Annotated in this window: 16 protein-coding genes; 2 read left to right on the top strand and 14 right to left on the bottom strand. The window is 37.0% G+C overall.

The window, feature by feature from the left end; translation table 11 throughout:
• Positions 1–80 precede the first annotated feature (80 nt).
• The 11 genes from ACRX5O_RS02180 to ACRX5O_RS02130 form a co-directional block, all read right to left on the bottom strand.
• Complete coding sequence (locus ACRX5O_RS02180) at positions 81–1,538, bottom strand: spore germination protein (protein WP_433904749.1); 1,458 nt, start codon at positions 1,536–1,538, stop codon at positions 81–83.
• Positions 1,539–1,678: 140 nt separating this feature from the next.
• Positions 1,679–3,199 carry a rhomboid family intramembrane serine protease gene (locus tag ACRX5O_RS02175; protein WP_433904418.1) on the bottom strand — a complete coding sequence of 507 codons (1,521 nt, stop codon included), beginning with the start codon at positions 3,197–3,199 and terminating at the stop codon, positions 1,679–1,681.
• 141 nt (positions 3,200–3,340) lie between these two features.
• Complete coding sequence (locus ACRX5O_RS02170; protein ID WP_433904417.1) at positions 3,341–3,532, bottom strand: hypothetical protein; 192 nt, start codon at positions 3,530–3,532, stop codon at positions 3,341–3,343.
• 62 nt (positions 3,533–3,594) lie between these two features.
• Positions 3,595–4,551: an L-lactate dehydrogenase gene (locus tag ACRX5O_RS02165; RefSeq protein WP_119709129.1), complete on the bottom strand. Its 957-nt coding sequence runs from the start codon at positions 4,549–4,551 to the stop codon at positions 3,595–3,597.
• A 56-nt stretch (positions 4,552–4,607) separates the two neighbouring features.
• Complete coding sequence (locus tag ACRX5O_RS02160; protein ID WP_433904416.1) at positions 4,608–5,384, bottom strand: DUF92 domain-containing protein; 777 nt, start codon at positions 5,382–5,384, stop codon at positions 4,608–4,610.
• On the bottom strand, positions 5,377–5,943 hold the full coding sequence (locus ACRX5O_RS02155; protein ID WP_433904415.1) for a 5-formyltetrahydrofolate cyclo-ligase: 567 nt from the start codon (positions 5,941–5,943) through the stop codon (positions 5,377–5,379). Before ACRX5O_RS02155 ends, ACRX5O_RS02160 begins: the two co-directional genes overlap by 8 nt.
• Before the next feature lie 70 nt (positions 5,944–6,013).
• The gene (gene rpmG / locus ACRX5O_RS02150; protein WP_066049658.1) at positions 6,014–6,163 is read right to left on the bottom strand and encodes a 50S ribosomal protein L33; all 150 of its coding nucleotides are present in this window, start codon (positions 6,161–6,163) and stop codon (positions 6,014–6,016) included.
• 74 nt (positions 6,164–6,237) lie between these two features.
• Positions 6,238–6,867, bottom strand: a complete 630-nt coding sequence (locus ACRX5O_RS02145) for a hypothetical protein (RefSeq protein WP_433904414.1) — start codon at positions 6,865–6,867, stop codon at positions 6,238–6,240.
• Between the two features lies 1 nt (position 6,868).
• The gene (locus ACRX5O_RS02140; RefSeq protein ID WP_433904413.1) at positions 6,869–8,311 is read right to left on the bottom strand and encodes a nucleotidyltransferase family protein; all 1,443 of its coding nucleotides are present in this window, start codon (positions 8,309–8,311) and stop codon (positions 6,869–6,871) included.
• Positions 8,312–8,351: 40 nt separating this feature from the next.
• Positions 8,352–9,533: a glycosyltransferase family 4 protein gene (locus ACRX5O_RS02135; RefSeq protein ID WP_433904412.1), complete on the bottom strand. Its 1,182-nt coding sequence runs from the start codon at positions 9,531–9,533 to the stop codon at positions 8,352–8,354.
• Complete coding sequence (locus tag ACRX5O_RS02130) at positions 9,523–10,011, bottom strand: DUF4912 domain-containing protein (RefSeq protein ID WP_433904411.1); 489 nt, start codon at positions 10,009–10,011, stop codon at positions 9,523–9,525. Before ACRX5O_RS02130 ends, ACRX5O_RS02135 begins: the two co-directional genes overlap by 11 nt.
• Before the next feature lie 313 nt (positions 10,012–10,324).
• On the opposite strand from ACRX5O_RS02130, the gene ACRX5O_RS02125 reads away from it, so the two are divergent.
• Both ACRX5O_RS02125 and ACRX5O_RS02120 read left to right on the top strand, forming a co-directional pair.
• On the top strand, positions 10,325–10,693 hold the full coding sequence (locus ACRX5O_RS02125; protein ID WP_119709135.1) for a hypothetical protein: 369 nt from the start codon (positions 10,325–10,327) through the stop codon (positions 10,691–10,693).
• A complete protein-coding gene (locus ACRX5O_RS02120; RefSeq protein WP_433904410.1) occupies positions 10,686–11,198 on the top strand; it encodes a hypothetical protein in 513 nt (170 codons plus the stop codon). The genes ACRX5O_RS02125 and ACRX5O_RS02120 overlap by 8 nt, the downstream gene beginning before the upstream one ends.
• Positions 11,199–11,224: 26 nt before the next feature.
• Here the strand turns inward: ACRX5O_RS02120 and phoU are convergent, their stop codons facing one another.
• The 3 genes from phoU to pstA all read right to left on the bottom strand — a co-directional run bounded on the left by phoU (position 11,225) and on the right by pstA (position 13,685).
• On the bottom strand, positions 11,225–11,884 hold the full coding sequence (gene phoU / locus ACRX5O_RS02115; protein ID WP_433904409.1) for a phosphate signaling complex protein PhoU: 660 nt from the start codon (positions 11,882–11,884) through the stop codon (positions 11,225–11,227).
• A gap of 62 nt (positions 11,885–11,946) precedes the next feature.
• On the bottom strand, positions 11,947–12,726 hold the full coding sequence (gene pstB / locus ACRX5O_RS02110; RefSeq protein WP_433904748.1) for a phosphate ABC transporter ATP-binding protein PstB: 780 nt from the start codon (positions 12,724–12,726) through the stop codon (positions 11,947–11,949).
• Between the two features lie 74 nt (positions 12,727–12,800).
• Positions 12,801–13,685: a phosphate ABC transporter permease PstA gene (gene pstA / locus ACRX5O_RS02105; RefSeq protein ID WP_433904408.1), complete on the bottom strand. Its 885-nt coding sequence runs from the start codon at positions 13,683–13,685 to the stop codon at positions 12,801–12,803.
• Between the last annotated feature and the right edge of the window lies 1 nt (position 13,686).

Genomic DNA, 13,686 nt, shown 5'->3' with positions numbered 1-13,686 from the left:
TTCATAAAAAGTATAATCGAAAACCACGCTTTACTCAATACTGCAAAAAAAATATGCCTTTCTAAAAAGAAAGACATGCGTTATCTATCAGGATCTTGTGGATGTAAAACTTCTGGTCTCTTACTTTTTAAAGGAATTGGTGATCGAATTAAAACATCTTTTAGTGCTTTTATATCAAAGGGGATGAATGGCCAAAGATATGGGACACCAAAAGATTTCATATTTGCAAGCAATAGAATTAGTAATACGGTCCCTACCACAAACCCTATCGTATGGAATAACGCTGTAAAAATTAGTAAGCACAGCCTTACTAATCTTGATGCTAAGCTTAACTCATAGCTTGGTGTTGCAAACGTTCCAAGCGCTGCAATAGAGAAGTATAATATGACTTCGTTACTCAATAATCCTACTTCGACAGCAACTTGTCCAATCATCAAGGCTGCAACAAGACCAAGTGCAGTTGCTAAAGCTGATGGAGTATGAATAGCTGCCATCCTTAGCACATCGAGCCCGATCTCAATCAGCAGAAACTGTAAAAAGAGCGGTATTTGTCCCATCTCATTTGGCCCTATAAAGGCAAGAGCTTTTGGCAACAATTCTTTATTCGTTGCTAATAAATACCACATTGGCAACAAAAAAATAGAAGACCAAACCGCAATAAAACGTACTAATCTAAGATACGCACCAACAATGGGTTTGTTCCGATACTCCTCTGCATGCTGTAGATGATGCCAAAAGGTAACCGGTGCAATGATCACACTCGGTGACCCATCAACGATAATACATACATGTCCTTCATATAAGTGTGTTGCAGCTGTATCCGGCCTTTCTGTATATCGAATAACAGGAAACGGGTTCCAATGTCTACCTGACAAATATTCCTCGATTGTTTTGTCTGCCATTGGTAAGCCATCCGTATCAATTTTTGATAAAGAATCTTTCAGCTGTTTAACCATATGGGGATCCGCAATATCTTCTATATAACTAATGACGATATCAGTCTTTGATCTTCTCCCAACCTGCAAATATTCCATCCGTAACGTACGATCTCTCACTCTTCTTCGTGTCAAGGCTGTATTAAAAACTAGTGTCTCGACAAAGCCATCTCTTGCTCCTCTAACCACCCTTTCAATATCCGGCTCTTGAGGACCACGAACTGGGTAGGTTCTTGCGTCAATTAGAATGGCCGTTGGTATCCCATCTACAAGAAGAGCTGTAGGACCTGCTAATACGGTGTCAACAACCTTATCCAAATCGTCGGTAGTTTCTACTTCGACATAAGGAATATACGTTTTTAGCAACGCACTCAGTGCATCAGGCTCAAGCTGCTCCTTCTTTAAATCTGCTAACAGCTTCATTAAATAGTGAAGAATATCATCTTTTACAAAGCCATCGACAAAATAAAACGCCATTCCTTTCTCTGCGTATTCTACATCTAACTGAATAACATCAAAGCTTTTATCAACACCAAGAGCATCCCTTAAATAACTTGTATTGGTATGTAGTTTTGAACTCACCTTATGTTTTGCTGCTTCCATAGCGTCCACCTCGTTCAATTGAAGAGCTTGCTCCAAACATTTCCATGTATACTTCAACATCTTAGACATCCCCCCAAAAAAACATACTCTATCAATTGAAAAAGGTGATGCTAAAAAACATCACCTTGGGAAAAATGGATTTATTCTTGTAATTTGTCTATAAAACTTTGATACTCCTCTCGATTGGGAGCAAGCTCAGCTGCTTTTTGTGCATATGTAAGTGAATCTTCTATGTTTCCTAATTCATAGTAAATGAGGGAAAGATTATAGAATGCCTCATGAAAGTATTTATCAAGTTCAATTACCCTTTGTAAATGTATTTCCGCAGAAGATAGATCGTTTCGTTTAATCTCAACATAAGAAAGCTGAAAAAATAATTCTGCAGAGGACTGATGAGTTTGAATGGCATTACTCAATAAATGATAAGCTTTATCATAATTCTCGTCTTGAAGATACACCTGAGACAAGACCATAACCGATTGTGTATCTGTAATTTTTTCTGGATTTGCGTATCCATACCATAACACACTACCCATCGCTGCTACAGTAAGGAATAAAAACAATAGTTGCTGTACCCATTTTTTTTGTTTTGGAAAATGGACAATCGCTGTGGCTAGAAATCCTCCCATAAGACCACCAAGATGACCAGCGTTATCAATTCCTGGGATCGTAAAACCAAGAGACAGGTTGATGGCAATGACAACAAGAACATTAAAGCCCATTGTCCGAAAGAAGAGGGAACGATAGTTAAGCCCAAAGTATAGAAGAGCTCCAAAGCAGCCAAAGATTGCTCCACTTGCACCAGCCGAAAGATTTGTAGTGAATAAAAAACTTGCCAGTGAACCACTAAAACCAGCGACCAAGTATATAAAAAGAAATCTCATTCGTCCATATATTCTTTCAATCGTTGGGCCAAGATAGTACAACGCCAATGTATTCATAAATAAATGAATAAATCCGATATGAAGTAGGATGGGTGTTAAAAACCTCCACCATTCTCCCTCTAAAATAAGCGGATTGAACTTCGCACCATACTTGATGAGTGTGGCCGTATTTGTGCTGCCACCTTTCCATTCAAGAAAAAGGAAAGCAATGATTTGGAGGACTATGAAGAAATATGTAAATAATGGTTTTCCATTTTCAAACATTGACTTCTCAATTTTTATACGTTCAATAGCTGTTTCTAACGTAGCGTTTTTTAAGAGTTCAATTTCATTTAGAGAGTACTCCTCCTTGCTCTCAAGTGGTATTTCTTCACTGAATACATGTTCCAATTCAGATATTTCCTTATTATATGTGTCCCGGGTAATCACCTTTGTTGTAACATTTGTTTTGAGAATCTTTTTTTCTGAAAGTAGAAAATCATAATCATCGACCGGTGGATAGGCTGACACATATATATTTAATACGTTTGCCTCGCCGCGAATCAATTGACGTCGGATTGCTTCACCATTGTTTCCACTATTCTCAATATCCCGAGCAAGCCAATTGCTCCAGTCTAAGTCGATCCGTCTGAGGCGAATAATTGGTACTTGTTTGTTTTCTACTCTTTCAAACCACAATTCCTCTTGCGAAGGAGAGGTCCTTAACAGTCGATACTCCTTTTTATGAATAAGAAAATTTGCAAGCTTCCAAAATAAATAATCTTCTAATTTATTCAAGCTTCCCCCTCTTTCCTTTACAAACATTTACTCACATTATATACGAGATTAGTTCCTAATAAAAAAGTTTTGAGTTTGGTACTTTCACAAACGATAAATGAACATAAAAAAGACCAAAGTACGAAACTTTGGTCTTTTTTATTAATAGGCAGGACGTCCTGAGAATACCGTTTTTGTCATTAGATTTCGAACAAACGGTACATTCATTAAAGAACTAACAACGAGTCTTCTTAACATTGGACTACCGAGTACGATATTAACCAATCGAAAACGATTCTTATAGGCATAATAGCCACCAATACCAACTAATACCATGGAAAATAAACGTGACATTTTCATCCCTCCTACCTATAGTTTGAAACGTCAAATTCATTTTTATCCATGACAAATGAAAATCATTTTTCAATCTTCATGACAGGTTCCATTGTCTTTTTTAGCACTTTAACAGAGTGAGCAAACTTTACCTTCTCTGTTTCATCTAAATCCAAATGGATTACTTCTCTAATGCCATTTCTGTTCACTACTGCAGGTACGCCTATGTATACATCTTTTTGATCGTATTCCCCATCAAGGTAGGCTGAAACAGTAAGAACCGAATTTTCATTTTGCAGGATCGCTTTTGTTACACGAACTAAGCCCATGGCGATTCCATAAAAAGTCGCGCCTTTTCTTTCAATAATGTGATAAGCTGCATCCCTTACGTTAAGAAATAGCTCCTCTAAATCCTCTTGCTTATACTCACTATTTTTCTTAATCCATTGTGAAATTGGAATGCCGGCAATATCAGCGCGACTCCATACAGGAAGCTCAGTATCACCATGCTCACCGATAATGTAGGCATGAATATTTCTTGTATCCACATTAAAGTAATCTCCTAACAGGTAGCGAAACCTTGCTGTATCGAGAATCGTACCAGATCCGATGACTCTCTCCTTAGGCAGGCCTGAAAATTTCCAGACAGCATAGGTTAAAATATCTACCGGATTTGTAGCAACTAAAAAAATACCGTCAAAGGAATTTGCCATAACTTGCTCAACAATCCCTTTGAAAATACGGGTGTTTTTTTCAACTAGGTCTAATCTTGTTTCACCAGGCTTTTGATTTGCCCCTGCACAAATGACAACTAAATCAGCATCTTTACAATCACTATAATCACCAAACCATATCTTTGTTGGGCTTGGAGCAAAAGGCATCCCATGGTTCAAATCCATAGCATCACCTTCTGATTTTTCTTTATTTAAATCAATTAGCACTAGTTCTTCCGTTACCCCTTGGTTTAACAGTGCAAATGCATAACTCGAACCTACAGCACCTGTTCCAATTAGAGCTACACGATTAACATGATTTTTCATTCCATTCCCTCCTTAGTTCATTACTTATGGTTTCCACAATCAATTATTTTCATGACCTAATACATTAACAATATCGCAATCGCAGGAGCAAAGCCAGATATAAAGTTAACAACGTCATTATTAAAGAATTTTCTTCCTCTAATTAAGGCTGTTTTTCTTTGACAATGAACCATTTTCTCGGTTTCCACTCCACAGCGTGAACACCTAAACAATGCTTGTACATATGCACCGAGGAAAGTATCAATGACATTGCCGAGAAACCCAAATAGAAAAATCACCCAAAATTCAGATATTTGTAAGTTGAATAGTACATAAGATGAATAGGCAATCACCATTGCACCTACTACCGCTGCCATTGTCCCTAACAGACTGACTGCTCCCGACGTTCCCCTTTCGACAACTGAAAATGTACGAACAGAGTAAGGGCGTTTTTTACTTAACGTGCCAATTTCCGATGCCCAAGTATCAGAGTTAGAAGTAGCAATAAAAACACAAAAAGCTAAAAGTAAACTATTGGTTTGAAAGAATCCATACAAAACGCTTATTAGTGCCGCCATTCCACCATTTGCCAACACTTGTTGATAATCCCGCCTTGAACCCTTTGCATGCTTCTCTTCTACTACCATCTTGTCCTTCCTTTTGTATACAGACCAAAAACTTGAAGAAGCAAAAAATATCCCTAATAAAATCAATCCTTTTATCCCTAAGCCAAAGCAAATAAGTAGCCCGACAAATACGGCTAAAACACTTCCTGACTTCGTCAAAAAGCGCAAGGCATACCCAAGAAGGGATGCCAAAATGATAAAGGAAGGTATTAGGATATATTCAATCAATACTAATAACCTCCTCTGGGGAAATAAGCTTTTTTACAGGAATATCATGTGGTTCTAACGGAAGGGAAAGTAAGATTTGTTCTGGAAAAGCCAAAGAGATGGTCTTACCTTCATAATCACTTAGAAATCGATCATAATAACCACCACCGAAACCTATACGGTAGCCATTTGTTGTATACCCTAAGCCTGGGACAATAACTAAATCTATTTTACTTTTATGAACTTCAACCGTTTGACTGACAATTGGTTCTAGTAGACCAAAAAAGACGGATTCTAGTTGTTCAAAAGATTGAATAACATGAAAAGTCATTGTACGAGTCTGCTTGTGACACTTTGGAACAACAATCGTTTTCCCTGTTTGCCAGGCTTCACGAATGATGGGGTATGTATCTACTTCAGGTGTTCTTGAAATGGTAATTGCAATGGTAGTAGCGTCCTTCCACTCCTCTGTTTTGAATAAACGAGTAGCAATCTGAGTGGATTGGTTTTCATATTGTTGTTGCGGCTTTTGCTGAAGATCTTGTTGAAGGATGGAGCGAAGGGACCTTTTACTAGTCAATGAATTTCCCCCTGGTATCTGAATATTTGTTTGTAAACACAAAAAAAAGCAGTGGGAATGACCCTACTGCTTATTTTGTTTCACGGTGTAAAGTAACTCGCTTTAATCTTGGGCAATATTTTTTCAGCTCGATACGATCTGGGTTATTGCGCTTATTTTTTGTAGTGATATAGTTACGATCACCAGTTTCAGTGCAAGCTAATGTAATGTTCACACGCATATTTATCCCTCCAAACTCTATCTGTTCAGACTTGTTCGTTATTTGTTCATACGACTTTTCTATAATACCATTATTTATTTTGAAATGCTAGTGTGTTTTTTTAAAATTGTATCATTAAGATGTAGAAGCAAATTCTTCTCAGTTCCTTGAATCACCCATGCGGTGCCTTTTCTTAGAGTTTGAGCAGGAATAGTTAAATCGAGTGTAAAGATACTTGCAGCAGCTCCCTTTCCCATCGGTTGATATTTCAATATTCCTTTGGTTTGATCTGCCCATATTTGTTCAGTTGGAATATTCCAAAGAGGCTGAACGGTTTGCTGAATTGTTCCTTCTTCAGACCGCCCATTTACTAGAAACATTTTTTCACCTGAATGATGAAAAATTACTTTTTCAAGGGGCGATACAAACGAGAGGTGCTCGGTCGCTACTTCGTGGTGACGGCTCATAAAGACTAGCTTCATGTTCTTTTCCACTACGTTATGATTTCTGACATATACTTGGAACAAACGAACTTTTGAATGGATACTTTCTTCTTTAACATGAATGGAAATCGACTCTGAAGAAATTAATTTTTCATGCCCATTTGAAATCCAGTGCATATTCCCACCTATCCAAATACCAGGAATAGTTGAAAACTGTTTTCTCATATTAGGAGTGTGCTCAACTGGGTCCTTTTCCATTGACAAATACGTATTTGTTATCATTTTACACCCCTTGATAGATCGTTATTTGGTTACGGCATTCATAGGCCATTGCTCTAGCAACTTCGATACTCTCCGCATGTGTATAGATGGTAATATACTCTTCCATTTCGAACGGAAAAATATATACCCAACGATTATCACTCAAGTGGAGCTTGATTCCTTCTTTTATGTTTATATCCTTAGTCTTTTCAAGCATACTCTCAATGAGTATTCTAACCATTTTACTTTTTAAATTTGATGGACAGTGAATTTTTGTTACGGTCACTATTGCATCAAATGGTATTTTGGTTTCAAGTTTCTCCATACTGTATTCACTACCGGGATGATCCTCATGCTCATAGGTGGGTCCACTTTCAAAAAAATCCACAGGTTTAGAAGTGATACTTCTACTTATTTTACTCTGTATCTCTTTCTTTCCAAACACCAACATATTATCTACCATACTTGCTCCCTCTTCAACCACAACAAATGAAGCAATGACACAATTTACAATGTGAGAATCCTTTTTAATTTGAACTCCGTCCCATAGAATAGAATCTTCTATAAAACAGTCACTCTCAATTACACAATTATTACCGATGACGGTGTTGGCACCTATGATCGTATTTGAACTAAGTTGAGAACCTTCACCAATAAGAACCGGACCTTCAATTCTACACAATGGATCAATCTCACAGTTCGGACCAACCCACACACCCTTTTTAATCTCCTTGTAACCTCTTCTTTCTTCCCATCCCAAGAAGGGTGACAAATAATCTCGATGAACTTGGTGATATGTATGAATCTGACCAATATCAATCCAGTAGCCCTCCAAACTAAAGCTGTAAAGAGCAACATTCTTCTGTAGTAATAGAGGAAATAAATCATGGCTAAAATCGAATGGACGGTCGCTTGGAATATAGTTTAATATGGTTGGTTCAATAATATAAATTCCTGTATTAATTTGATCACTAAAGATTAAGTGTTGTGGTGGCTTTTCTAAAAAGTAACGAACTTTTCCTTTTTTATCTTTAATGACTATCCCATAATGCTCTGGGTGTGCTATCGAGGTTGTTATTACCGTAAGGTCACTTCTTGATTCAAAATGGAAGGTAACAGCCTTTTTAAGATCAAATTGATTAACCACATCTGAAGATATCACAATAAATGTTCCATCAATAAACTCCTTTAAAGCTTGAAGACCACCTGCAGTACCCATTGGGTTTGTCTCATAGAAATAAACAAGCTTTACTCCATATTTGCTCCCGTCACCACAATGTTTTTGTATTTTCGTCGCTAGATGATGGATTGTTATGGCTATTTCAGTTACTCCCTGTGATTTTAACCATGAGATACAAAGATCAATTACAGGAATATTCATGATGGGTACGAGAGGTTTTGGAGTTAACAATGTAAGTGGCGACATCCGGGAACCTTTCCCACCAGCCAAAATCACGCCCTTCATTCTTATCTCTCCCCTACATCCTTTGTTTGTGCGAACTTAGTTATAACCTAATCTGCAAAACTGTTTCTTCAAAAACTCGGTGTGTATCCTCCGCAATTCTTTTCCAGCTATACATAGCCTCAACCATTCTTTTCCCACTCTCACCTAATTGAATAGCAAGTTCTTTATTGTCTAAAAGAATCGTTGCCTGCTCAATAAAACTCTTTGGATTATTGCTGCTCATTAATAAACCCGTGTTTAGATGATGAATAATGCTCTTTAGACCTCCAACATTTGATACAATCGTTGGTTTCGAATAGGCCATAGCTTCTAGCGCAACGATCCCAAAAGGCTCATACAAACTTGGAAACACAGCTAAATAACATTGCTTAAAAAGGGCTTCTCTCTCAGCATCTGTAACAAATCCAATAAAATGAATATTTTTCAGCCCGAGCATTTCCACTCGATGTCTAAACTCTTGGAGCATCGGACCTTTCCCAGCAATAATAAAGTAAACATCAGGTCGACTTCTTTCCATCTCTTTCGCTGCCTCAATAAGAGTATGGAAACCCTTTTCCTTTACCATCCTACCAATTGAAAACACCATTTTTTTCTCTGGATGGATAGGGAATTTCCCCAATACTTCTTTACTATAAATAATGTTGGCAATGCTTGTATCTATTCCATTGGGAATCATGACAATTTTTTGGGGCTCTATATCAAAAATGTGAAGTACTTCTTCTTTCATAGATGTGCTGCAAATAATGACTTTATCTGAATGATGAATGAGCTCTTTCTCTTGTTCATAAATTTTCTTTTGCATTTCAGTATATATGCCTTCGTTCCTACCATGTTCAGTAGCGTGAATCGTAGTAACTAAAGGTAATTGTCGTTTCTCTTTCAATGTCACCGCAGCAGCGCCTACGAGCCAATCATGAGCATGAATCAAAGCATATTCATGTTCTTCCAAAAGATCCGTAGCTTGATGAATAATTGCTAAGTTCAAGCCTCCGACCCAACGAATAAAACTGGGGTCTCCCTCATTTAAGGGAACCACTCTAAATATTTCTATATTTCCTTTTCTTTCATACATAGGAAGCTCCTCAATCCAAGTCGTTATGATATGGATCTGATAGCCAATTGAGGTTAATGCTTTAGCTAATCCTTCCACATGTCTGGACAAGCCTCCAACAACATTAGGAGGGTACTCCCATGAAAGCATAAGAATTTTCTTATTGTTCACGTTCCCACTCACTTTCCTTCACATTTTCATAGAAGCTGTATGTGCTTACATATTCATTCCAGCCACGTGAATTTCTTACAACCATACGAAGTGATTTTTGTTCTTCAATGAAATCAGTTTGTGCTATTTGAATAAACTCAGAACGATGAACTGGGAAGTATTGATCTTCCAAGAAAAACCCTAATTCCAGCAAATATACCTTGTTTTCTTTCAAACCTTTTAACGTCCAATAGTTTTGTTGTAAGGGAACTCTTATATCTAGGTAAGGACAAGTTGCCTCATTATTACGTAATTGCTTGGTCACGTCATACACTCTCACAATCTGACCTTCTATAGACTGTTTAAAAAAGCGTTGTATAACATCCATTTTTAGCGGTGATGTATACCAACATACGAAAAGCTTGTCTTTAGCAATAAATTGAGTGTGTATCCCATCCTTTTCTTTTATTTTAGCTAATGTATTGGAAACAATCGTCATTATGCACCTCAAGAATTTAGAAATTAACAGTATATGTTTTCTTTCTTTAAAAATACCTATTTGTTAGTTTCATCGTAGCATTGATAGGTTTCTCTCACAATAAACACATTTTGTCGTAATCTGCTTATCCCCGTCACACCTTCTTTATAGGAAGAATTATTTTTTTTATTTACAAGTCTTGTAAGAAAAACTAGTCATTTCGACCTTTTTTTCTCATTTCCCTCGACAAAACCCTCTTATCTTCTTACTTTGATTCGAAAATTGTCGTATATAGTGATACAATGTTTTTATTGATTTTTAAGAGGTGAAAGAAATGGAATATGTGTTACTAAGTTTATTGGTTGTATCAATACTACTCTTCGTCCTATCCTTTTTTGTTAAGGATCCAGTGAAAGAGCTTAAGAGTGAAATCGATCAGTTATCCCTAAACCAAATTCAAGAGCTATACCAAATGAAGAGAAAAATAAAGATTCTTGAAGAGGAACTTCTAGTACCTGATTCTGACTTCTCTGGTACTGCTTCTCAAAAAAGAGAAGTTCATGCAATATTAAAGAATCAAGTTTGGTCACTATCCCAACAAGGTCTCTCAATTGAACAAATTGCAAAGCAATCTTCTCTTCCCATCGAGGATGTTGAGATTATTTTAAATGAATTTTCTATGAGGGGAGAAACCTATGAATAAGATTCACCTTAGAGCATTTGCTTTTGGTCTCCTCTTATCAACTTGTATATTTGGGACCTATTATTATTTTTCTGGAGATAATGGAGCAGCAGCAAAATTAAGCAATGAAGAGTTAATTGCTCAAGTAGAAGACAAGGGATATAAAGTAGTTGATGAAAAAGCATATGAAGAGTTAGAAGCAAAGGCAAAAGACGCTGAAGCAACACCAACTGAAGAGGAAGAAACAAAAGAGACAGAACAAACGGATACAACGAAAGAAGAGGCAGCAAAAGAAGAGGAGAAGCCTGCAGAAGCTGTTAAGGAGTACAAGCTTAACATTATTAGTGGTATGCAATCAAGTGAGATTGCCACACTTTTAAAGGATGCAGGAATAATCACTGATGCCTTTGATTTCGAGCAGTATTTAATCAATACTGGTTCTCATACAAAAGTTCAACTAGGTGAGTTTGTCGTAAAAAGTGATATGACTTACGAACAACTTGCAAAGATCATAACAAAAAGCTGAAGATGAATTCTCTTCAGCTTTTTATATTATTCATTTAAATCATAATGTCTACCTTTAACAAGATAAAACGTGTGTTCAGCTATATTGGTCACATGATCCGCCGCTCTTTCTAAATAACGGCAAGTAAACGATAGTTGTGTGATTTGCGCCAAAAATTCCGGCTTTTCCTGATTGATTCTTAATAGTTCCTGAATCGTTTGACCGTATAAATGATCAACCTCATCGTCCATATCCGCAACTTGTTTTGCTTTTTGTACATCTTCCTCGATGAATGATTCTAACGAAAGCTTTAACATTTTAGATGTTGCCTCGTACATTTCTCTAATACGGACAATCGGCTTTACATGTTCCTCACCACCAATTCGAATAGCTGATTTAGCTACGTTTACGGCAAAATCGGCAATCCGCTCGATATCTGTTGCGATCTTAATGGCAACAATAATTCGACGTAAGTCAATCGCAACAGGCTGTTGCTTTGCGATTAATAGAATAGCAAAGTCGTTAATTTCTTCATACAAGACATCTGCTCTCGTATCATTCTCCATAATTTCTAAAGCGAGTTCAACGTTTTTTGTTTCTAATGCTTTAATTGCTTCGCTTAATGCTTGATCGGCAAACTCACCGAGCTCAATCAGCTTATTCTGAAGTTCCTTAAGATCAAAATGAAATTTTTCACGTACAACCATATTTGACTTCCTTTCATCTCCGATTGGTGTTCTTTACAATCAAATCGTTTGTTTTTTGTATATTACCCGAAGCGACCAGTAATATAGTCTTCTGTACGTTGATCAGAAGGAGTTGAGAATATTTTATTTGTATCGTCAAATTCAACTACTTCTCCATTTAAGAAAAATGCCGTTTTATCAGAAATACGGGCAGCTTGCTGCATATTATGAGTAACAATAATGATACTATAATCCTTTTTAAGCTCTTGAACCAATTGTTCCACTTTAAGAGTCGAAATAGGGTCAAGGGCTGATGTAGGTTCATCCATTAAAATAACATCTGGCTCAATGGCTAAACAGCGTGCAATACAAAGACGTTGTTGCTGACCACCTGATAGACCGTACGCATTTTCGTTCAAACGATCCTTTACTTCATCCCATATTGCGGCACCGCGCAAGCTCTTTTCAACGATCTCATCAAGTACTTTTTTATTGCGAATCCCATGAATTTTTGGGCCATATGCAATATTTTCATAAATGGATTTTGGGAATGGATTTGGCTTTTGGAATACCATCCCCACATTTGTTCGTAAATCTTCCACTTTATATGATTTATCTAGTATATTTCTTTCTCGATACAAAATATCTCCAGAAATTTTCACCACTGGAATCAGTTCAACCATTCGATTTAACGTTTTAATAAACGTTGACTTCCCACATCCTGAAGGACCAATAATGGCTGTAACTTCCCTCTCATTTATATCAAGGTTAATGTTCTTTAATGCATGGTCTGTACCGTACCAAAGGTTTAAATCCTTCGTTTGATAAGCAAGGTTCTTCTTACTTTCCTTGTTTACACCCATATGATCACTAGACTCTTCTGCTGTTTTATTTTCACTGTATGTTGAAACGACCATCGTAAAACCCCTCCACCCAATTAAAATCTTCTTTGAAATTTGTTTCTTATTAACACTGCTATAGAGTTCATTATGAATAATACTAATAATAGAACAACAATCGTTGCAGCAGCTAGGTTTGCATATTCATCCACTAAAGCTGAATCAATGGTCCAGTAATAAATTTGCAGCGGCATGACCGTAAATTTATCTAACATACCTTCAGGTAGTGGAATAATAAATGCTGGAATACCAATTACTACAAGTGGTGCTGTTTCACCAATTGCACGGGATAATGCTAAAATAACACCGGTTAATATCCCAGGTAGTGCTGCAGGTAAAACTACGTTTTTAATCGTTTGCCATTTCGTCGCTCCCATTCCATAGGAAGCTTCCCTTAAAAACTGAGGAACCGCACGAATTGCTTCCTGACTCGCAACGACTACTACCGGAAGAACTAATAGAGCCATTGTAAAACCACCGGCTAAAACAACTGCCCCTAAATTTAATCCTCTTACAAAGATCGTTAATCCCAAAATTCCAAAAACGATTGAAGGAACTCCAGCTAGATTAGATATATTCATTTGAATAAAGGCTTGTAAACGCCCTTTTTTTGCATACTCCTCCAAATAAATGGCAGTACCTACTCCTAAGATTAACGTCACTGGTGCGACCACTAGCATTAACCACAAGGTACCCATAATAGCTCCCTTTATTCCGGCTCTCTCTGGGTTTGTAGAAAGTCTATTATTTAAGAAATCAAAATCAATCCAGCCAAGGCTCTGTGCAACTACTCGATAAATTAATACGACCAAAACAAGTAGTCCAAATAAGGTAGCTAAAAGAAACAAAGTTTTTGCTATACGATTAGTAAGTAGACGAGATGACATCTTTTTTTGAACTTGAGTTGTATCAACGTATTTCATC

Source organism: Robertmurraya mesotrionivorans, assembly GCF_050971805.1.
Lineage (GTDB): Bacteria > Bacillota > Bacilli > Bacillales > Cytobacillaceae > Robertmurraya_A.
Note: the sequence above shows the minus strand (reverse complement) of the source record. Positions and strands in the feature narration are given on the sequence as shown.